The organism is Paenibacillus sp. J22P165 (genome assembly GCF_059692015.1).
In genome coordinates, this window is sequence record NZ_JCAUAP010000003.1 from 1 (window position 1) to 21,844 (window position 21,844).

Annotated in this window: 14 protein-coding genes; 1 reads left to right on the forward strand and 13 read right to left on the reverse strand. The window is 45.2% G+C overall.

Features of this window, described 5'->3' with window-relative positions:
• Positions 1-575: 575 nt before the first annotated feature.
• From AC58QM_RS07765 to AC58QM_RS07820, 12 genes are all read right to left on the reverse strand, one after another.
• Positions 576-857, reverse strand: a complete 282-nt coding sequence (locus tag AC58QM_RS07765) for a YjcN family protein (RefSeq protein ID WP_497282801.1) — start codon at positions 855-857, stop codon at positions 576-578.
• Positions 858-1,088: 231 nt separating this feature from the next.
• Positions 1,089-1,250 (reverse strand): hypothetical protein, encoded by a 162-nt coding sequence (locus AC58QM_RS07770; protein WP_497282803.1) that lies wholly within the window; start codon positions 1,248-1,250, stop codon positions 1,089-1,091.
• Between the two features lie 356 nt (positions 1,251-1,606).
• Entirely contained in the window at positions 1,607-1,918 is a 312-nt protein-coding gene (locus tag AC58QM_RS07775) for a hypothetical protein (RefSeq protein ID WP_497282805.1), read from the reverse strand.
• A 79-nt stretch (positions 1,919-1,997) separates the two neighbouring features.
• The gene (locus AC58QM_RS07780; protein ID WP_497282806.1) at positions 1,998-3,209 is read right to left on the reverse strand and encodes a chromate transporter; all 1,212 of its coding nucleotides are present in this window, start codon (positions 3,207-3,209) and stop codon (positions 1,998-2,000) included.
• A gap of 772 nt (positions 3,210-3,981) precedes the next feature.
• The gene (locus AC58QM_RS07785) at positions 3,982-4,752 is read right to left on the reverse strand and encodes a sugar phosphate isomerase/epimerase family protein (protein WP_497282808.1); all 771 of its coding nucleotides are present in this window, start codon (positions 4,750-4,752) and stop codon (positions 3,982-3,984) included.
• Position 4,753: 1 nt separating this feature from the next.
• Positions 4,754-7,315, reverse strand: coding sequence for a glycoside hydrolase family 2 protein (locus AC58QM_RS07790; protein WP_497282809.1), 2,562 nt, complete (start codon positions 7,313-7,315; stop codon positions 4,754-4,756).
• Positions 7,296-8,426, reverse strand: a complete 1,131-nt coding sequence (locus tag AC58QM_RS07795) for an SGNH/GDSL hydrolase family protein (RefSeq protein ID WP_497282811.1) — start codon at positions 8,424-8,426, stop codon at positions 7,296-7,298. Before AC58QM_RS07795 ends, AC58QM_RS07790 begins: the two co-directional genes overlap by 20 nt.
• Positions 8,427-8,582: 156 nt before the next feature.
• Positions 8,583-9,653: a Gfo/Idh/MocA family protein gene (locus AC58QM_RS07800; protein ID WP_497282813.1), complete on the reverse strand. Its 1,071-nt coding sequence runs from the start codon at positions 9,651-9,653 to the stop codon at positions 8,583-8,585.
• Between the two features lie 64 nt (positions 9,654-9,717).
• Positions 9,718-15,984, reverse strand: coding sequence for an OmpL47-type beta-barrel domain-containing protein (locus tag AC58QM_RS07805; RefSeq protein WP_497282814.1), 6,267 nt, complete (start codon positions 15,982-15,984; stop codon positions 9,718-9,720).
• Positions 15,985-16,087: 103 nt separating this feature from the next.
• Positions 16,088-17,641 carry an ABC transporter substrate-binding protein gene (locus AC58QM_RS07810; RefSeq protein ID WP_497282816.1) on the reverse strand — a complete coding sequence of 518 codons (1,554 nt, stop codon included), beginning with the start codon at positions 17,639-17,641 and terminating at the stop codon, positions 16,088-16,090.
• Between the two features lie 71 nt (positions 17,642-17,712).
• Positions 17,713-18,621, reverse strand: a complete 909-nt coding sequence (locus AC58QM_RS07815; protein ID WP_173117801.1) for a carbohydrate ABC transporter permease — start codon at positions 18,619-18,621, stop codon at positions 17,713-17,715.
• Between the two features lie 12 nt (positions 18,622-18,633).
• On the reverse strand, positions 18,634-19,536 hold the full coding sequence (locus AC58QM_RS07820) for an ABC transporter permease (protein ID WP_497282818.1): 903 nt from the start codon (positions 19,534-19,536) through the stop codon (positions 18,634-18,636).
• Positions 19,537-19,797: 261 nt separating this feature from the next.
• Here AC58QM_RS07820 and AC58QM_RS07825 point away from each other — a divergent pair, with 261 nt between their 5' ends.
• Positions 19,798-20,649 carry an AraC family transcriptional regulator gene (locus tag AC58QM_RS07825; protein WP_497282820.1) on the forward strand — a complete coding sequence of 284 codons (852 nt, stop codon included), beginning with the start codon at positions 19,798-19,800 and terminating at the stop codon, positions 20,647-20,649.
• 30 nt (positions 20,650-20,679) lie between these two features.
• On the opposite strand, the gene AC58QM_RS07830 is transcribed toward AC58QM_RS07825, so the two are convergent.
• Positions 20,680-21,690, reverse strand: coding sequence for an SGNH/GDSL hydrolase family protein (locus AC58QM_RS07830; protein ID WP_497282822.1), 1,011 nt, complete (start codon positions 21,688-21,690; stop codon positions 20,680-20,682).
• Positions 21,691-21,844 lie beyond the last annotated feature (154 nt).

The window sequence follows — 21,844 nt, forward strand, 5'->3', positions numbered from 1 at the left end:
AACGAAACATCCTAATATATCTCGCTATCTTTCATTCGTCATTGATATCTAAAGGATGAAATCCTGCGAATAGACGAGCTTGCGTGAGGAAATTAAATCATACCGAGGGAGGTTAATAAAGTCGGTTCACTCCAGCTAATTGGGGCACTTATCAAAACCCGAATATCCATTGACGTGAAACTGAGTTAACAAGACCATAGTATAAATTAAAGAGTAAAAATATTCCACCGAAGATGATCGCAATTAAGGCAAATGTCTTACTATATTTTAGTAGTAGTGGATAAAGGATAATTAATAAAATTGAGAAACTTAGACTAATCATGAATAATAACTTTAGTAAAAGTAACTGTTGAAAAACCATTTTTTATTCACTCTCCTCTATTTTGTTTCTTATTTCACGAATTTCCCTCCTGAATCGTCTTACTTTATATGATTCCATTACTTGGAAGTTACGTTAAGCTGCCCGCTACTTCAACAAGGCTGCCGCTTAATGCCGGCAGCCTCATCTAGGTTTCTTATTGAACAACGTTATCCGTTAGTTGAACAAGCATTGGATCTCAGTGCGTTCGTATAAATCATGGTCCAGTTCCATCACCTATCACACGATAGCCTAACCAATTTTTCTTCACCCAAATAAATGATTTGGATATTTCGTTAACATAGTATAATTTTGCTCCCCCAAAAGAAGTGCTACCTTTCCCCTCAACTTGAACACTGAAGGCTTTTATTGGATGGAGAGAGAAGAATAAATGCTTCCTAACCGCTAATTCTGCCGTTAGATTGGGAAAGAAAAGTAAATAAATCACTAACAACGATGTGATGGATATAATCCAAATCTGTTTTTTCTTCGACATCATTGTATCATCCTTCCAAAATTTAGTTCTTTAAAAATAAGACGAAGGGAACATGTAAAAAGTTTCCATTCTATAACATTCTTACTCCTTTGCTATTTCACTAAACTGCCCGATAGTTGAGAGGAACGCCAGGAAAGAAAACAGGCGATGGATCGACTCCATCGCCACACTATAGTATACGTTTGTGAAGTAATGATTTTTTCTAGTAATAAAGTGAGTAGTTTACCTTAATTATTAATCTTTATTTTTGTTATTTCTAAACAAAGCGATTGCTGATCCGACTACAATTCCAAATACAATTCCAAGACCTACATTACCGAATACTGCTCCAAATGCGACACCTAAAGCAATTCCAACGCCTATGAAAGCACCATTTCCGACATCTTTCATTTTCAAATAATCACTCCGCTTCTTAATTTCATTCCAAATGCTTTACTGCTGCTGTGACAGTTTCACCTCATACAACGACTTTCCAAAAGATGTAGGTATAACTCTATACGGTGCCAAATACTTAATGTTTCGCTACGATATTCTGCCCTTTAACGTAATGAAGCTGCCCATCGTAACGGCAGCCTCTCAGAATATGTTTATTCAACAAACGTAATTTGTTAGCTTAATCCTTCATTGGGATATATACCTCAGCTTCATCGGGCCATACAGGATTTTCAAAATGATAAATTTCGAATGAGAGTGCTCTGTTATTGTTTTGCTTGTTGTTCGCTTTCAAATAATCGTGAATTACTCGATAGGGGTCACTGGTTGATTTTACTTTTGCATAACGATGGGGAGGTATCGTAAAGCCTTAACATCCCTTCTGGTACATCCGTAATTTCAGCCACTTCCATGCAAACGATGTAAGTAAACAGAATCTCCGAAGAAAAGCTTGGACTCACGTAACGTTCAGGATGAGTTATGCTTCGAATTTCATTTTTGCGTCTGAAAAATTCCTTTTTCATTTCTTCTACTCTTTCAGGAAGATGGACCTTAAAGGGGGAAGTGATACACAATCCAAAAAGATTGATTTCGGGTAATTCAAACTCGCAAACCTGGTTGTTATCCGACATGAATATTGCCCCTCTTGTATCGTTTCCCGTAAGCTTATTGACAAAAGAAGACTATGTTAGTCTTCATAATACTTAATAATTATAAAAAGGAGACAAGTGTCCCTCCTAATGCACCACTAATGACCACTACCCAAGGTGGTAATTTCCAGAATACAAGCATGATAAATAGGATAGCAGTAAGAGCAAAATCCACAGGAGAAAGTATGGAACTCGTCCAAATTGGATTATACAAAGCGGCTAGTAAAATTCCAACAACAGCAGCGTTAATCCCTACTAACGCCGCTTGAATTTTGGGTTTGCTGCGAAGTGTACCCCAAAATGGTAGTGCTCCGACTACGAGTAAAAAGGCTGGAAGAAATATGCCAATTGTTGCAACGATTGCACCAAGCCATCCTCCCAATATCGCACCCAAATACCCCGCAAAAGTAAATAACGGTCCCGGAACTGCTTGAGCAGCACCATATCCAGCAAGAAATTCTTCTTTTGTCAGCCAGCCGACAGGAACTACTTCTCTTTCAAGTAATGGCAGAACAACATGCCCACCCCCAAATACAAGAGAACCGGATCGATAGAAACTATCAAAGACGGCTAACCAATGAAATGAGGTTATATTACGCATGACGGGCAGTAAAATGAATAAAGCCAAAAAAAGGACTAAACTAATGATTCCAGTAGAACGACCAATAGGTACTTTGATTTCAGGTAAGTTCGATTCCACGTTTCCTTTGTATAGGAACAAACCAATTAACCCTGCTAAAACAATGATTACGATTTGACTAACTGCCGTTTGCCAAAGCAGTGTCATGGTTGTAGCAACAATGGCTATAGTGACACGTTGTCTATCTGGCGTAAGTTTTTGTCCCATTCCCAAGACCGCTTGAGCTACAATTGCAACAGCCACTAATTTTAGACCGTGAATCCACCCAGCATTTCCCACATCAAATCCTTTAAGAAGAAAAGCAAAAAGAACTAAAGCAATCACCGAAGGAAGAGTAAAACCAATCCACGCAAAAAAACCTCCCAATAGTCCTGCCCGTATCACGCCAATGCCAATTCCCACCTGACTGCTGGCAGGACCCGGTAAGAATTGACAAAGGGAAACAAGATCAGCATAGCCGCGTTCGTCCATCCATTTCCTTCGTTTAACATATTCACTATGAAAATATCCAAGATGAGCAATCGGACCACCAAACGAAGTTAGTCCTAGTTTCGTGGAAACAGCTAACACCTCAAGCAATGACTTGGTTCTACTGTTGCTTTCACCCTTTTCTTGAGTTGGAACATCATTCATCTTTATACAACACCTACACTTTCGAGTGATAGCAACATTCTGCCATAAATATAACACCATTCTTGGGCGTTTAATAGAAAGATTCCAGTTTTCCTCTTTAGGAAAACTGGAATCTTGACTCTGTATAATTGGTTGCTGCACAACTATTGTTTGTGCAAATCCTACCCGATAGTTGAGCGGATCGCACAGAAACGAAAACAAGCGATGGATTGGTTCCATCGCTACGTTATAGTCTTCCATATCTTTAACAAGGTAATTAAAATTGCATTTACAACAATCACCCCTAATCCGTGATGTAATTAAGCAACCCTACCCGCAACTATAGTTTCTTGTTAGCTTAAATCAAATGTGGTCCACCCAGCGTCCCAAATCATCTTCTGTAACTCTATGAACTCATCTTTATTCTTTAACTGCACTTTAGTAAATGGTCTTGTAAAAAATTCAAACTGAGGTGGCTTCGCGCAGATGTCCCTTTGCCCAACGCATTTACTTTGACTCCTAAATTGCTTGTATTCTTCTTCCGTCCATGTATTATTTCTTTTGTTGTATGCAATCCAGTTTTCATTACATTGTTCAAAGTCCACGACTACCACTTTGCCAGTTGAGTTTAATAACCTTAGTGTTTGTGAAGTTACTTCAATATTCCTCATTATCATCACCTAACACGATTATACTATATTTATTGGGTATAAATTCCATTATTTTGCCCATTAGCTAAGAAGGCTGCCGAGATCAATTGATCTCGGCAGCCTTCATCTCTTTCTTCATGGGACTAGGTGTTCTCTCCAAGTCTATCCGCTATTCGGTGCAAGTTCGTTAAGCTAAGCTTGACGCAGTCCATTGGATTGCCTGGGCACACATCCTGCTCCACAACGTACCAGGCAACGCCATTCCCCTCTCCCCATAGCAAAATAGGGTCGAAATCGATCACTCCCGTGCCAATTTCCGCATACGTCCGACTCTCATCGTCGCTCATATCTTTCAAGTGCATCGTTGGCATCCGACGGCTGTACGACCGAATAAATGCAGCCGGATCCTGCCCAGCTTTCTGCACCCAATACACATCAATTTCAGCCAATATGGTATTATCCTCCGAAGGATCAAGGAGGTATTCCAAAGCGTTCGTACCATCTATGCTAGTTTCAAACTCAAACGCATGGTTGTGGAAGCTGAGTGTAAAGCCATCCGGCTGTATTTGCTTCGCAATCTCATTCAATCCATGCCGAAATTGTTGATAACCTTCCTCATTCCGAAGCTCATGGGGGACGGAGGGACAGATTAAGGTAGTCGTTTTAAAAAATCGTGCCTCCTCAAGCACCCCCTCCAGCTCACTGCTTAAACGCTGAAAGGAAACATGCATCCCCGCCGTTTGTAAACCTGTTTCTTGCAGCACTTCAGCAATTTCTTCGGCCGAGTAACTATGCAGACCTGCCAGTTCAACCCCTGCCCAACCCATCTGTTTCAGTTCTCTTAGCACCCCTGGAAAATCCTGCTCACATTCGTTACGCAAGGTATACAGTTGCACCGCAAATTTCTGCTTCATTTTATACGCCGCCTTCTTTCTTATGTAGTGTGATTGATCGTGGTAGAATCTGATCTGCTGTGAGCGAAATCGCCCCGTGTCGTATCGTAATATCCCGCTTCTCACCTGGGAGCAAGTCGAAATATTCGTCACTTAACTGAATCGTTTCGTCTAATCCAAAATGAACCGCATGCGCAAATGCTCCGCTTGAAACCGTGCAACGAATCAGCCCAGCTTCGATGACTTGGATGTTGGACACTTGTAAGTGTGCTTCAGACAAAATCAGATTGCGAACCACTTCGTTTATTATCACAGCTGGGAGTATTTCGCTGGATTCACTTAACGATCTGACAAAGATACACGCCTCTCTTGAAAGATAGGCAGGTGTTGCCCATTGCAGAACGACTTCCCGCGAGAATGGCTGGAGTTCAACCTTTACCTGCATCGATTGCTTCTCGCTTCCATCAAAGTAGATAAGGCCGTATTCTAGGACTTCGCGAATAACCGAGCTAGTTTCATTGATGGCTGTAAGCTGAATCATCCCATCTTGCTCACGTAAAATAAGTTTTACCGGTGCTAATGCCCTTTTCACAAAATAATAAGAGATTTTGCGAGTTAGGTAATAATCAATGATCGACCAGCCAACCTCCCCCCAGCAGTCGTTGTACATCCAAAATAATGCGCCAGAACAAAACAACTTCGTGCGCATCGCTTCAAGTGAATACCCCAGCATGACACCCTGACATAAGCCTGCGTAAAGCAAGTAATCGTCAATTTCTACATGTTCAGTAGCCAAATAATGTTTGTTTATGCCGGCAAGTACCGTGTCTTTTTCAAATATGTTCGTATGAAGCTGCCAAAGCTTGCTATCTAGCTCCAGTTGCTGACCATGATGGTAGATTTCCGTGGATGCATTCCGGCAGGGGCCGATGTAGCCGTATTCCGAGACAAACTTAGCCTTCACCTTGTCATACTCCTCGGGTGTAATGCGCTTCTCCATGTCGACATGCATCATGCAATCATTCCAATGATGCGTATCGCCGGCTTGTGTGCCATTCGGGTGCTCACCACCGTAAGGCGAGCTGTTCCAATAGGGAATCGACGGGCAATTCTGCTGGACAATGCGTGGCGCGATGTCATTGTAACAGGCCGCTCCCCCATAGAAAGCAGCAGCTTCTGTCTCATTCCACCATTCCTCAAATCCCCAATGATTCTCATTGTTGCCGCACCAGAGCGCGAGCGCACAATGATTGCGGAGCCTCCGCGTCTGGTAATCCATCTCACGCTCTACTTCGTCCCGAAACCATGCCAAGTGATCTGGATATTTCGCACAGGTGAACATGAAATCATGCCAAATCAGAATGCCGTACTCATCACATTTGTTATAGAAAATATCTTTTTCATAGATACCCCCTCCCCACACACGTAGCATGTTGAAGTTGGCTTCCTTCGCTTCACTCAGCAATGCCTCATATTTGGCATCCGTAACCCGCGCATAGATGGAATCAGCCGGTATCCAATTTCCACCTTTACTGAAGAGTGCAACACCGTTGATTTCAAAAGTAAATGATCGTTCATCCTGACTCTCCGGAATTTTATCCATGTTTAAGTGCAATGTACGAATCCCAAATGAAAAAGAGGGATATTCCACTGTGCGCGTTGTCGTCTGGAGAGTCGCCCGAATCGTATACAGCGGCTGCTCGCCCATCCCATTAGGCCACCAAAGCTTAGCGTCAGACACCTCCATTGGGATGGCGATATAGTTCAGCCCAGACCGAAGACAACAATCCTTTTGAATAAGCTGAACTTCCTTATCATTAAAAAGAAGCTCCAGCTTCAACTCCGTTTCTAACGTTTGAAAAGGGTGCAGATTCTCAAGCTCTAATTGAAACTGTACGTGTGCAGCTTTGCTCACAGCATCTAAGCTTGTCGTTGTGACATGAATGTCGCGAATTTGAACACCATGGGCAAATTCCATACTCACCTCACCCATGATCCCGCATGTCGCAACCCTTGGTCCCCAATCCCAACCAAATACATATTGCGGCTTGCGCAGCATGCCACGGCGATGGTCGCCTCTATGCCCGATCTGCTCGTTCTCATACACCACTTTCGCCTCGCTAATGAGGGCAAGATCGTTCTCTGAATAGAGCTCTAAACCAGAGGTAACGCGGACAAAGAGTTGATTAACGCCTAATTGCGCTTTACCTTTTACATCACAAGCAAACGGATAAAAAGCACTACGATGATGGCCAAGATGACAATCATTCAACCAGATATCTGCTTCCACATCCAAAGAATCAAATTGAAGGCGTATTCGCTCTGAACGCATATGTTCTTCCGTCAGCACAACTTTCTTCTTAAACCACCAAGAACGGTTCTCCGTCCATTCACTCGAAAAGCACTGATCCGCTACTAGCGGCTCCGCGATAATCCCTTGCGCGATGAGCGGCATATGCACATCACAGGGCAAATCGGCCCGCAGCCAATTCTGTTGTTTATTTTTAACTTGTAAATAATCTGCCGTCTGGCGATAGAGTGGTTCCCACGTTAGCTGCCAGTCTTCATTTAAAAGTAGTTTCATCCTCTTGCACCTCTTTCTTTACAATTCCAATAAGTCCCAAATGAAAATTCGTCCCGGTGCATTCCTCTCGATTGCCGTGAACAACCTCCAGCTCAACATGATGCAGCCCTTCCTCCAGATCATCCGCAAGCCAGTAGATGCGGAACCATCCTCCGTCATTGCACCAGCTAGGCCGATCCCGACAAGTCGTGATCGCAGGACCCCCGTCGAGTTGATACGTGAATTCAGCGGACCTTTTGCCAAAATCGAAAGCTAGCGCTACTCCCATGCCTGTAAATGAAAAGGATAGCTTCGCGCCGATTGCTGCTGTGGTCAAAATCTGATCAACCCTAGGCATGTGAGCTGCTGCTCGTCTAATCATCCAAGGGCCTTCCAATTGGACTTCTTCGAAGGAGAGCGTACTCACATTCCCCCAATGATGCGCATTTAACGGCGTTGCGAGCGTTCTAGAGGTCACTTCGCTATCCAGATCTGAGGCCGTTATTAATTCTTTTTCCAAAAAGGAGATTACACATTGTCCATAACTCAGACTGCCTCTGTGCCTAGGATGCAGCCCATCAGGCAGCCATTCCTCCCAAGTCATAAGGCCTTTCTTCACTTCCAGCAAAGCGTGCTTTCCCACCCAAACTGAGCTGATACCGTAATGCACTGCTAACTCTTCGAATTCAGCGATACTAGCAGGAACCTTACCCTGTGACATCTCCTCGTACATTTTCTGGCTATAGGTATAGATAATCACAAGTTCACTACGTCCATCTGCCAGCAGTTTACGGATCAATCCCTCTCTGGCACGCATCCGCTGTTCGGAAGGTGTAAGGTAGTCATTGACAGCAAATTCAATAAAAATCAGATCACAGTGGCGGTTAATCAAATCTCGCTCTGCACGAAATACAGCCAAATCGCTCCCAGTCGCACCAATCGCTGCATTCTCCACCGTAATGCGTGCATGGGGAAACGATTCGACAAACCAACGTGAGACTGGCTCTGGCCAATTCAACAACGCGCTGCCATCTTCTGTAATAGATCCACCAATGAACCCTAACGTCAAATGTCCTGTTTGCAGTTTCTTGCTTACTTGTGATAAATGATTTCGAACCTGTATCGTCTCCATGTTGTATTCATCTCCACTTGAATTTCGAGTATATTTAATTTAAAAGTAGCGAATACGCGCCTAAATGTATACTTTGAATTACGTAGATTCTTCTAAAAATGGTTAAATAAAAGACCGAAACCACCTAATATGGGGTGGAATTCGGTCTTTTCCTAGTTACTGCTGAATGGCATCCATAATCATTCCAAAGATAATTAAATCCTGCAAGTAATCCTCAGGTGTCGTTTTAGGGGATATCCCCTTCGTTACGACTTCATGGAAGTATTCCAACTCAACCACATAAGCATCCTTGTAGGTCGGTCGGACCGTTGATCGATCAAAGCTGTCTCCAATCGTCTCACTAACATGCAGTGTCGTTGGCAGCTGTCTAATATACGGGGTATCGTATTGGACTAGAATCGACTTATTCTCGCCAAATACCTCGATATGTCCATCAAATCTGCCTTGTTGATCCATACCTGTCTCAAAGGTCACGTTAAAACCCTCATATTCAAAGATCGCATTCTTGAATCTTCCCCCCAACCATGAGGATGCTGCTTTGACGCGGAGTGGCATGCCAATTAACTCTCGCATCGCCGAAATGTCATGACTATTGAGTCCTAACAACAAGCCGTAGGCGCCATACATCTCATCTGGCAAATTGCCTATCGCCTCTCTCATTAGTCTGGCATTCCGCTCTTTGCGATCCTGTGCGGCTTGGGCAGGGATATCATTAAAACGATAAATAGGGCTAGATTGACGCGTGAAAAATTGATTAGGACCAATGATGTCCCGTACACGAGCATAAATGATCGGTCCTAATGTCTTAACCTCCTCGAGCGCCTGAAGATAGGCCGGAGCAAAACGCCGCATGTAACCTACCATGACATGTGCGCGTGAGGCGTCGCGCGCTTGAATAATGGCGTTCGCCTCACCTTGCGTAATGCACATGGGCTTTTCTACAAATACGTGAATGTTCTTATTCAATGCTGCAATTGTACATTCCGTGTGATATTCCATATTATTCAGTACAAAGACAGCGTCAAGATCAGACTGTTCAAGCATATCAGCCATGTTCAGATATAGCTGTTTCACGCGATACTTCTCCCCAATCTTGGCTAACAGTTGGGGGGAAATATCACAAATTGCCTCGATCTCATAAAGCTCAGACAGGGACTCCAGTATCGGCAAATGAACCATTTGCGCAACTTCTCCTAAACCGATAATACCTACTTTTATTTTGGTCACGATGATAAGCTCCTTTGTTTGTGAGAAGTACCTCCCCCCGGAAGGGGAGGCTTCATAACTCCTTCTATAGTTGAAAAATAACTGTGGGATCTGTGGAGATGTCTCTGACGATCTCTCTGTAAGTGCCATTGTAAGTCATGCCAAAGGTATAAGAACCAGGCAATAATTCCTTTCTAACGCCATCGCTTGTTGTAGTGCCAATCGTCTGCCAACTTCCCGCATAGTAGGTTGCCACACCACCGTCTAACAGATTCCCTTGGCTGTCCTTAAGCTGTACAGTGACCTTGACCGTCTGGAATATGACTACGGGGTCTGTTCCTATATTTTGTACGATTTCCTTATATCTTCCCCCATACGTCATGCCAAAGGTATAGGAGCTAGGCAGTACCTCCTTGCTGATCTCGCCTCCGCTTGTATTGCCGATAGTCCGCCAGGTTCCTGCATAATACTTCACCGTACCACTATCGAGCGGATTCCCCAGACTATCCTTTAACTGTACCTTGGCCTTGACGGTCTGAAATACGACGACAGCGTCCGTTCCTGTATGTTGTACAATTTCCTTATACGTTCCCTCATACGTGATGCCAAAGGTATAGCCTTTATCCTGTAACGACTTGCTGGCATTTCCCAAGACATCCGTTACGCCAAAATCTTTCCATCCGCCGTCGTAGTATTTAACTACTCCGCCGCTTAACAGATTGCCGGTGCTGTCTTTGAGCTGAACCTTCACCGCTGTAGCGGCGAGATTGAAGCTTATGCTCTTGGCTGTCTCGCTATTGCCCGCTAAGTCGGTCGCACGGTACTGGAGTGTATAGGCCCCCTGCTTATCAAAGGTAAGCGCAGCTGTGTAAGGCGTCCATGTCACTCCGTTATTCACGCTATAGACGACCTGACCAACGCTAGACAAGTTATCAGAACCATTTAGCGTGACCGTAACAGGATTGAGATAACTGCCGCTCGGTCCGTCTGGCGCTGATGGGACAACGACAGCCGTTGTCGTTGGAACCGTACTGTCGATTCGGACAGTGACGGTTTGCGTCGCTTCCTGATTACCAGCCAAATCCTTGCTGTAAAAATCCAGCGTGTGCGCACCTTCGGCAGCGATGGAGATCGTATTCCCAGCCACGTAAGCGCCGTGATCCAAGCTGTAGAACGTGCCTGCGACGCCACTTTCCGAGTCACTCGCCGTCAAGTGAACAACCTGAGCCGTTGTCTGCCAGCCGGACGGCGCGTCACTGACCGTAACGGGAGGCACATCATCGACGGTCAATGGTCTGATTTCCACGTCATCCACATAGAACGGCGTGCCGATATTCGGAGTTTGGGTGTATAAAAACATGGTCGTTTCGGTTACAACACCCGTTTCGTTAATAATGAGACTCCCTTGCACTTGTTTCCATTCTGTAGCATTTAGAGATGGACTGATGAACATAATATACTGCTTAACTATAGGATTACCGTCTAGTTTATACTGCAAGCCGATCCTAATCGTCTCGGTGGAAGTAGGAGCAGATGCTAGTTTCGCCCAGGTTGAATAGTAATAGGGTTTGCCCTTTACGAGTGGGACAGGAAATTTAACGCCTCCGTATTGATCTGTCTTCGTCAACAGTAAGGACTGCTGGCCCGAATGTTGTTCCGCCGAAGTCAGGGAAGGTACGGCCTGATAAGCGTAGTTAGGAGTCGCTAATATACTGCCTTCCATGCCAGGATCTACAATCAGGTTTGAGCCTTTTACAACGTTCGTCAGTGCTGTTACCGTAACCGTAACGATAGCTTGCTTACCGGAATCATCCGAGGTTGCTTTAATTTGGGTTATGCCCGTACCCACGCCTGTAACGATCCCATTGGTATCGACGGCCGCCACAACGGGATTCACGGATTCCCATTTGATGAGCTTATTGGTTGCATTGGCCGGTGTTACCGTCGGGACAAGCGTTTGCTGAGTGCCGAGCGACAAGCTGAGTGAAGTTGGTGTTAGCGACACTCCCGTAACTGAAACCGTAGCATCTACGGTGACGAGCACAGATGCGACTTTTCCGCCATCTACCGTCGTTGCCGTTATCGTTGCTGTGCCTAAGCTCGCGCCATACACCATGCCGTTCACATCCACAGTCGCTACACTTGGATGGCTCGAACGCCAGATCACTTCTTTGTTACTTACATTCACTGGTGTAAATTGCGGAACGAATGCCTTGGTTTTACCTTGACCTACCGTGGTTGCCGTCGCATTCAAGCTCACATCTGTAGGATGAATCCAAGCCGAACTTCCCGAATCCGTCATCGGTTTAACCGATACGTCATCGACATAATAAATGCTGCCAGGACTATTCGGATTACTGTACTCCGTGTAGAGGAACATCAGAACGTTCGATACAACTCCTGATTCCTGAATAGTGTAAGTGCCTTCGACCTGCGTCCAGTCTCCCGCCTTCAAGCCAGGACTTGTAAACATAATGAATTGCTTGGGAGGTCCCCCGTCCAGATTATATTGGAGACCGAGCCTCAGCGGTTCGTTCGTTGTCGCACCAGTCGCCAATTTCGCCCATGCGGAGTACGTATAAGCCTTCCCTTTTTCCACACTTACTGGAAATTTAATGCCTCCGTAGCGCGTCGTTTTCGTGATTTTCACCGACTGATGACCGCTATGAAACTGACTCGTATCTTTGGTAAACGTCGCATCCGACATTCCGAATTGAGACGATTGACTTCCTTCAAACCCTGGATCATCAATCAGATTATCCCCTTTGACAGCAACCGTCGGCGTAATTTCCAATTGAACAGAATCCAGACTGAAGGCTCCGGATGCTGTCGTTGGCACAACTTGAATCTGCTTAATGGTTCCCGTCCAGGCAGCTAGACTCGACGTATCAAATACATATTCCCGATAAACGGCATCGTTAGGGAGGATATAAGACGAGAGCATTTTCGCCTCATTCCAAGTGCTATCCGCGGTCGTCGTAAAATAAATTTTCGCCTCGTTGCCGCTTGTCATGTTGTTCATTCGGACGCGGATCCGTCTAATATCCGAAGCGGCAAATTCCAAATTATCCGGTGAAAGAATCGTTGGCTGGACACTTCCCGATACCCCGTTTGAAGTTCCGCTGAAGACGCCATTCGCAACAACGGGATTCGCAATCTGACTGTTGGCCGTCCAACCGCTGCTCGTCGTAAAATCCCATGTGATCGCCGTTGGATATATATCCACTTTTTGCGCAGCTGCATTCCACTTCGTTATCGCGCCAAAAGCTTGGTGAAGATAGCTAAGCGGCACCATCACCGTTCCGTTCGCCAGCTTGACAGGTGCATGCTCTAACGTAATCGCCTGATTTCCTTTGTAAGCGATGCTATCGCCAACCTTCACTTTATAGACAACATTATCTTTCACTGCCAACAGGGTATTGGTCGCAGGATCCCATTCCGGCTTCGCCCCGATTTGCAGGTAGGTCTCTTTCATAGGCATCATGACGACGCCGTCTTGCATAAGTGCTGGCTGGCTGAACGGTTTGTATACGCCGTCGACGTAAGTCCGAATACCAGGCTGCGGGGAATAAATGGTTCGAATGTAATCGATGCTAATAGGTCCTACAGCGGAAATCGGATCGATCCGCATTTGCCGAATCGTCCCCGTCCAGTTCTTGTTTCTCCACGCCTCAATGACATATTCCGTATAATTACTATCCAACGGATTTACATAGAAGCCGACAGCCTTAGCCTCATTCCAAGTGCCATCTGCCTCTGTCGTAAAGAAGAAGCGGCCGTCGATATCATTCGCGCTGTTCTTCATTCGAATCACGATATAAGGAATATCCTCTGCCTTGATTCCAAGGTGATCAGCAGAACGTATGCCGGGATCGGTATTATTCGTTACCCCCGAAAAGGTGCCGTCCTGTACGGTCACGCCCACAATCTGCTTCTCAACAGTCCAACCCTCTGCATCGCCCGGCGTATTGAATTCCCACATATTCCCGTAGACATTGGCCATCACTGGCTGGGGTTGGTTCAAATTAGGAACGACTCTCCCTGCGGGATACAGGGTATTGATTCGTTCTTTCTGCGTTTGCGTTGGCACACTGTCCGTATGCGGAGCACTGCTTCCAAACACATTGCGAATGGCATCCACATACCCGAAACCGGCTAGCCCCGCAGGCATAATAAAGTGACCTTCTCCAAACTCATTCCAGTTATCTAGCATCACCAACTTCTTGCCAAGGCTGCCCGCAGGAAGCGATGGCATAAAGCTATCTTTCGTCCACTGCGCCAAAGACTCGAATTCCGACGGCGTCGCATAATAGCCGAAGTTCAGTCCCCAAGCCGTATCATCTCTGCCCATGCTCAAACCGGGGATAATATCGATGGCGCCAGCATCTTTCTCCTGCGTCATTTTCAATTTCTGAAATTCCGGATGTCCGCCAAAGGAGCCCCAGGAATACGCATACACGCCATCAAAGCCAGCCGCTTTGCGTTTAGCCAACTGCGCGGAGTCCGTCCCGTTATATACGTTCAGCAGGATCATATCCCCCAACCCTGCGTTGCGCACTTCGAGCCGAAAGTTATCCAGCTCCTCCTTCACATGATCGTTGCCATTGCTGTCTTTAAAAGCATTGAATAACTCTTCATAATTGTAGATCGTGAATACAGGTTTACCGTCGATCTTCAAATAACGCGGATCTTTAAAATAATATTCAATCCAGTACGGAATCAGATTTGTTCGGAAATCTGCAGCATCTTTAACTTTGGAATTGAGGTTTTCAAACATAATCGCGAATTTGGTTTGATCGCTATACGCGCCATTAAAATAACCGTTATCCAAAGCATGGGATAAATAAGAATCTTTAATCGGCATCCGATTGGTGTCTCCGCCAAGGGGTCTGAACCAGCAGGACATCTGGAAATCAATGCCATGCTCTTCCAGCCATTTCGACTCCCAATCCGCCGTTTCCGGGTTGCCTTCGTCGTAGAATCCAAGAAGAGGCGTCCGATCCGGGTAAGGCTGAATCATATCCCACCCCAGATGATGGCCTTCTCGCCACATCGGGCAGCTCTGAACGCCCACAAGCGGTGCGCCCACGCTCTTACTGACTGCAACAGGAGCAGGTACATAATCGACCGGGAGGGGCACCATTTTATACAAGAGAATATCATCGAGCCACATCTCTCCCCGATACGAACCGGGTGTTGTAAATTTTATACTGTCAACAGTTGTCACGCCTGAAGCGAGCGCCAAGCCTCCCTCTTGAAGCTTATCATTGATATAAATATCCGCTGTAGCCGTCGCCCAGTTCACTTTGATCTGAATATGCGTCCACAGATTCGCTAAATAATCCAACGAGACAGGTTGCCCGCTGCCGTTAACATAAGCCAATTTATCGCCAGCCGTCGTTAATTTGATGACGCTCGTCGTGCCGCTTTTTAACTCAGCTTCCAATCCATCCGCCTTCTGCTTGTAAAGAACCTTGAAATCGTAGGTAAAATTATCCGACATTGGCGAGATGGTTTTAGTCAGGCTCATACTGCCTGTAGCCGTGCTTGCGTTCAGCTTCATACTATTGATATCCGGTTGCGGGGAACTAAGCATGCTGCCGACGGTAATTGCGCCGCCTGACGTTACCGCAGTCCAATCTTGTGGAATTGCACCACCGTCAACAACTGAAATCAGTCTCTCATTGACGACATACCCTTTATAAATTTTCAAAGGACCAAAGAAGAACTCACCCATGGAGGCGTCGCCTGTTTTCACTTGAAACTGATTCAGATTCGTTACGGCATTTTTGAAGGGTGCACCGTTCGCCTTCCTCACACCATTGATATACACATCTGTCGTGTGCGTGTTCAGGTTGATAACGACCTTGATGCCATATTCAATGTTTGCCGTATAGGTTTGCAGAGGAATAACGGAGTTGGCGCCGGTCTCCAGACTAAGCGTATTGTTTTGCGTAATTAAACTCACGCCTGCGACGTCATTGCTGAGCAGTTGCCACTTCAAGCCGTCGATAACAGATAAAGGCTTAATTCGAAATTCCATCGTCAAACTACCTTCGCTTTGCGAAACGAATTTCTTATTCATAGAAACGGGCAGCACCGTGCTCGTGTCGCTGATTTTGAAATTCGTATTGTACAGGGAGACCAGCGCCCCTCCTGCAGCGCGAACATCCCACCCGGATGGCTGACTATTCCCTGGCGTCAAGGCTGATAAGAACGAGAAATCCTCATCGATTACATACCCAACTTCAGGAGTTGCTCCTTCCGCACGAGCATCCGATGGCAGAAACGCAGAATTGAAAGCGTATACAATTAAAGCTGTTACGATCATGCCTAAAAGCTTTTTAATCATCATTAAACTCCTTTTCCTAGTGGATTAATTGGCTTCTTGAAAACAATGACACTGCCTAGGTCCAGCAGCGTCATTGTTGTCACAAGAACATGTCGTTAGTTAGTTACTTACCTGCCTTCCAAGCATCATATTGCTTCTGAATCTCAGCCATTATTTTATCTATACCTGCATCAACCAGTTTCTTCTTCGTATCCTCAACATACTTCGCGTAGTCCGGCATGGATCCCGTCGTAAAGATCGGGTTTGCCTCTTTATTGACGGCATTGATTTGTGCAATTTCCGTTTTGACCGGCTCGTTATTAAAGACGAATCCGAGCAGACCTGATGCCTTACCGTTGTCGTTTGTTTTTCTCATCGCTTCCAAAGCTTTCGTTGAATTCCAGTTGGAATCCCATTGATCCCAAAGCGGCCCAAGCCAGTTGTGCCAAATCGCCCATGTTTGTTCAGCACCGCTTTTAGCTTCAATCGTTGGGTTAGGATCTTTCACCGTACCCGATTTAACCGTGTAATTTTTACCTTCAACGCCATAAGCAAGTGTATTCAATAAGTACTTGTCACTCCAAATATAATCGAGCAGCATCATCGCTCTTTCTGGATTCTTCGACGTTGCACTAATCGCTGTCGCAGCAGCAGTCATAGAAGCAGTTGAAATGGTCGGCTGGGAGCTGAATGTTTCAACCGTTGGGAATCCATACGTGCTCGTCGATTTCGACCCATCCTCGGTATAACCGCCTGAATCGCGCAGTACGGCATATTTCCCGGATTTCGCTTCAGCTAGATAATCCGTTTTGATCGCTGCATCCTTGGCAATGTAGCCTTTCTTATAAAAATCATTCATAACGCGATAATTTTCATAATTCTGCGGAATATCAAGGGTCTTGACGAATTTACCATCCTTCTCGCTAAAAGATATCCCACCTACAACGGTAGTATAGTCAGGTAATCCTACGCCAGAAGTCGCGCCATTAGCGGTTGCAATAACTGGAATCATGTTTGGCTCATTTTCTTTAATCGTTTTCAGGAATGGCTCTAAGTCACTAAGGCTCTTGACGTTCTTATAATCAAATTTATATTTCTCAACTAAATCCTTCTTAAATACATAAGCAGATGCCGGACTATAAGGGGTCTGTGCAGGTATCGCCATGATCTTCCCTTTGTAAGTAACAGCTTTCCAAGCGCGAGGATCTACTTTCTTCAAAATATTTTGACCATACTTCTGCAATAAGTCATCGAGGGGCATAAAGGCACCCTTTTGCACATTCGCATTCAAGTTATTAGAGGAATTGGACGTAAATACGAGATCATAGGGCTCGCCGGCAGCGGACTTCAGCTTGATCTTATCTTCCCATCCCGCATTATCAATTAAGTTAAATTTTACATTGGCATTCAATTTTTCCTTAATGAGTTTGTTCGCTGCCGCTTCAACCGCTTCCTGATCTTTCATATTGTCGATCGGTTTGGGCATGAACCAGCTAATTTCCACATAATCTTTCGTCGGACTCGTACTTGTCGTACTTGCTGCCGTACTAGCAGCTGGGCTTGCGCTTTCACTTGCTTTTTCAGTTGTGGAGCAGCCGCTAATCACAATCGTTGTTGCAAGCAAGACGGATGTTCCTGGTCCAAACCATTTTGAAGCTTTTGTTTTTTGACCTTTCACGTGGATTGCCTCCCTTATCTTGTCTTTATATAATTTACAGATGCAGCGTGGTTTTCCTGCACCTGAAACTATTAACCTTTGACAGAACCTACCGTTAATCCCTGAACGAAATACTTCTGAAACAGTGGGAAAACAAGCAGCATCGGTCCTGCAGCCAAAATACACATCGCCATGCGAGCCGTTAATGAAGGTACTTGCATCCCTGGTTTCACAAGTCCATATTGAATGGCCTCAGCCGAATTCAAATACTCCATATTTTTTAGAACACGAATAAGTAAATATTGCAGCTTCATTAAATTGCTCTGATCCATGTAAAGCAAGGTCAGCCACCAATCATTCCAGTATTGGAGAGCAAAGAACAGGCCTAATGTTGCCAGTGCTGGTTTGGATATTTGCAAAACAATTTGGGTAAATATGCGCAGCTCGCCTGCGCCATCCATTTTAGCTGATTCAATAATGGCATCTGGTATCGTCTGCAAGAAACCTTTCATCAACAGCACGAACCAACCGCTAATCAGATATGGCAAAATGAGTGCCAAGATGTTGTTACGGAGTCCTAACCACTTCACCATCAGGATATAAGAAGGAACCATCCCGCCATGAAAGAGCATCGTGAAGAAGATGAAAAAGGCAAGGAACGTACGATAGGAATAATCTTTGCGCGAAATCGCATAGGCGTAGGTCGTGGTTACCCACATCCCAATCAAAGAACCGATGATCGTCGTACCGATTGTAACCAGATACGAATTCAGCAGAACAGTTGGCTCACGCAGAATCACCTTATACGCATCTAACGTAAAATTTTTGGGGATCATGGAGTAGCCAAATTTGATAATGTCATTTTCCGTTTGAAATGAGGTGCCGATAATGACAAGAAAAGGAAACACACACACCGCACACAACAAGATAAATGAGATATGAATCACTAATTTTCCTATGGTCAATGTAGGTCGTAACCGAATTGCTTTGTAAGAATTCATAGTCGATGCTCCTTAGAAAAGTGAATTTTCAGGATTAATCCGTCTTACGATCGTATTGGTTAACAGAACCAGGCAAAACCCGACGATCGATTGAAAGAAGCCTGCTGCTGATGCCATCCCAATATCCCCCATATCAATCAGAGAGCGATACACGAAAGTATCAATGACGTCTGTCGTCTGATAAATCAAGGATGAATTCAACGTGACATTGTAGAACAAACCGAAATCACTGTAACAAATACTTCCGATTTGCAGGATTACCAACATGGTAATCATCGGTTTGATCATCGGAATGGAGATGGAAAATGCTTGGCGAAACTTACTGGCACCATCGATTTTTGCTGCATCATAATACTCGGCATCAATCCCCATGAGAGCAGCATAATAGATGACCGATCCATACCCAAGTCCCTTCCAAACAGCAGCTGCCACTAAAATGTACGGCCAATACTGAGGTTCGCTGTACCAGAGGATCGGCGCTTTGCCCATAGCAACCAAGAGGGAGTTGATAACGCCATGATCCATATCAAACAGGGCCCGAAAGGCAAATCCAGCAACGACCCAGGAAATAAAGTAAGGAATAAACAGAATCGTTTGATACACCTTCACAAATTTGCGACTCAACTCGAAAAGCAATAGGGCAATGACGATGGAGAGGAACGTCCCCAAAATAATGAAAACCGTGTTATACAGGAGCGTATTGCGCAGAACCCTGTACAGCACATTGCCATGAAATAAGAAACCGAAATTGTCTAACCCAACCCAAGGGCTATTCCAAATCCCCAAATTGTACTTATAATTTTTAAAAGGAAGCAGTAATCCGTAAAGCGGCACATAATTAAATAGTAAAATCAACAGGAATCCTGGTAGTGCCAGTAGGGTCACTCCGAAATTTTTCTTGAAAATTCTTACCATCCATCCAACACATCCTAGCTTTGTAATTTTGACTGCCATCTTGGTCGATACCCCAACTTTAGGGGATGCCCCAGTGAATGTATATTATAAACTAGGTATTTTCCTCCAAAATTGTGTAAGTTCCATTGAGCTAGAATCCTTCAAATCACGTGTTTTCCTCTAACCTTGGTAAGCTTCACAGGAAAACAGGCTTGTCCCCACCTACGAATACGGTTGATATTGTATACTACACACATGGGAAGTAAGGAGAGGAGCGTAGTTATGCGAAAAGTGCCAGCACCCTATCGGTATATGATCGATGAATTTCTCACACCATCCTTTCATTTCAGCATCTCCGAGTATGAGGTAAGTCGATTTCACGATTTGCATGGCCATGAATTTTTTGAGATGGAGATTATTCTATCTGGAAGAGGTACGCAAATCTTAAACGGTGAGTCGTCCCAACTCGTCCCAGGCTCGATTTACCTTTTAACCCCTGTTGATTTCCATACCATTATTCCTGACCCAGGTTTCCCGCTTCGTTTAATCAATTTGAAATTTACCGAGGAATGGCTCGATGAGGAGCTGCGACTCTTTCTCTTTAGGCAGCCTAATCGTTTATCCGTCCGCTGCGAGGGTGAACATTTGGTTTACGTAGAGAAGGAATGCCGCCGATTATTAGCGGAGTGCACAGCATCCAGAATCGGCAAAAAACAAGCCATCCGTGCCACATTGGACAGATTGCTTGTTGATCTGTTGCGTATGATTCCGACTGATCTCCACACTACCATAGAGAGTTCTTCCAGCGATGTCCCTGAACGTGTCAAGCTGCGCAAAGCTTTGAACTATATCGATTTCCATTTTCGTGAACCCATTACATTGAAACAAGCAGCAGCATACACAACATGGAGCCCGAACTATTTTAGCGAAAAATTCAGTACCATCATCGGTCAATCGTTTCAGCAATATGTGCAGGAGCACAGACTACAATATGCTCATAGGCTGCTTCATAATTCCAGCTTACCTGTTACGGAAATAGCTCTGGCGTCGGGCTTTAATTCTTTGCCTTATTTTATTCGTTGTTTTAAAAAGAAGTATGGGTTTTCTCCGAGTGCTGGACGGCGGGTTTTGTGAAGGAGGCCAATGACAAAAAAGCTTGATTTCTCAAGCTTTCAGCAGCGGGACAAAAGCTTGGAAATACAGCCAGTGCCCATAATCATTCGGATGATTGATGTTGTTCAGGAGCAGACTTTCCGGTGATTTGCCGGCTGCCAGTTCCTGCTCCCAAAGCGCAGTGACGTCAGCTACGCCGACACCATATTCCCGGCCCAGCCGGCGGATGACTTCCGCATACCGGCCAGTCCATCCGCTGGCATACCACCATTTCGGATTCGGCAGGCAAGGCGTAACGAGCACAATATCGCTGTTGCCCAACTTCTTAATGGCCTCGATCATTTGACGTAGATTGCTTTCAAAATCCGCCGGCGAAACACCTACTCCTTCCCCATATTTGTTCTGATCGTTCATCCCGAATCCGATGATTACGAGATCAGGCCGCAAAGGAATGACATCGCGCTCTAGGCGATTCTTTCCATCTTTGCTCGTTTCACCTCCGACTGATTTATTCAACAGACGGATTCGGCTGCGCGGATAGTGATCATTGAGAAATTGATGAACTCGGTTGAAGTACATAAACTTTTCTTCGCTCGCCTCCCCGCCTGCACTAATGCTGTCGCCAAAAACAACGATTGAACTCTCCTCGCTGGTTCGCAATTTGGAAAGCCAGCGCTCCACTCTAGCTCGATTTCCGCTATTATCGTGGGCAACGAAGCCGTCTGCCAACGGATCGCTCTCATACACATAATCCCCATACACGGTAAATTCACGATTGCTGCAGTTTTTGAACACGGTATGATCAAACTCCGATTGGCTATATAATTCGTGACGAGACCAATCTGGGATTCCGCTTTGCGTCGTCCGGCGAATGACACCGCGATCGTAATCCACGACATAATCGATTCCCTCTGTGTAAAGGATATTGTCCGGATGATCCTCATCCGCATGACTCCGCAATACCATACCCTGCTTGGCTAAAGGACGGTATCGGATCGACATGTTCTCTTCTTGGACAAAAATGAATGCTTCTGCCGTCTGTCGGCAGCTCTCTGGATTCATGGGCTCGCAACTCCTTCAATTGTAAAATCATATTTATCTGACGTCACACTTCAACTTTAGGCGTTGGTTACGGTAAAGTATATTGCACATTAGGCGCTTTCCTTCAAATTAATCCGAAAATCGTGCAATTTTTCTGAACATACGGCAAGTTTTA

Bases quoted from the DNA above. Each gene is read 5' to 3' on its own strand.
- AC58QM_RS07765 (WP_497282801.1), bottom strand. From the start codon at position 857: ATGATGTCGAAGAAAAAACAGATTTGGATTATATCCATCACATCGTTG.
- AC58QM_RS07775 (WP_497282805.1), bottom strand. From the start codon at position 1,918: ATGTCGGATAACAACCAGGTTTGCGAGTTTGAATTACCCGAAATCAAT.
- AC58QM_RS07780 (WP_497282806.1), bottom strand. From the start codon at position 3,209: ATGAATGATGTTCCAACTCAAGAAAAGGGTGAAAGCAACAGTAGAACC.
- AC58QM_RS07785 (WP_497282808.1), bottom strand. From the start codon at position 4,752: ATGAAGCAGAAATTTGCGGTGCAACTGTATACCTTGCGTAACGAATGT.
- AC58QM_RS07790 (WP_497282809.1), bottom strand. From the start codon at position 7,315: ATGAAACTACTTTTAAATGAAGACTGGCAGCTAACGTGGGAACCACTC.
- AC58QM_RS07795 (WP_497282811.1), bottom strand. From the start codon at position 8,426: ATGGAGACGATACAGGTTCGAAATCATTTATCACAAGTAAGCAAGAAA.
- AC58QM_RS07805 (WP_497282814.1), bottom strand. From the start codon at position 15,984: ATGATTAAAAAGCTTTTAGGCATGATCGTAACAGCTTTAATTGTATAC.
- AC58QM_RS07815 (WP_173117801.1), bottom strand. From the start codon at position 18,621: ATGAATTCTTACAAAGCAATTCGGTTACGACCTACATTGACCATAGGA.
- AC58QM_RS07820 (WP_497282818.1), bottom strand. From the start codon at position 19,536: ATGGTAAGAATTTTCAAGAAAAATTTCGGAGTGACCCTACTGGCACTA.
- AC58QM_RS07825 (WP_497282820.1), top strand. From the start codon at position 19,798: ATGCGAAAAGTGCCAGCACCCTATCGGTATATGATCGATGAATTTCTC.
- AC58QM_RS07830 (WP_497282822.1), bottom strand. From the start codon at position 21,690: ATGAATCCAGAGAGCTGCCGACAGACGGCAGAAGCATTCATTTTTGTC.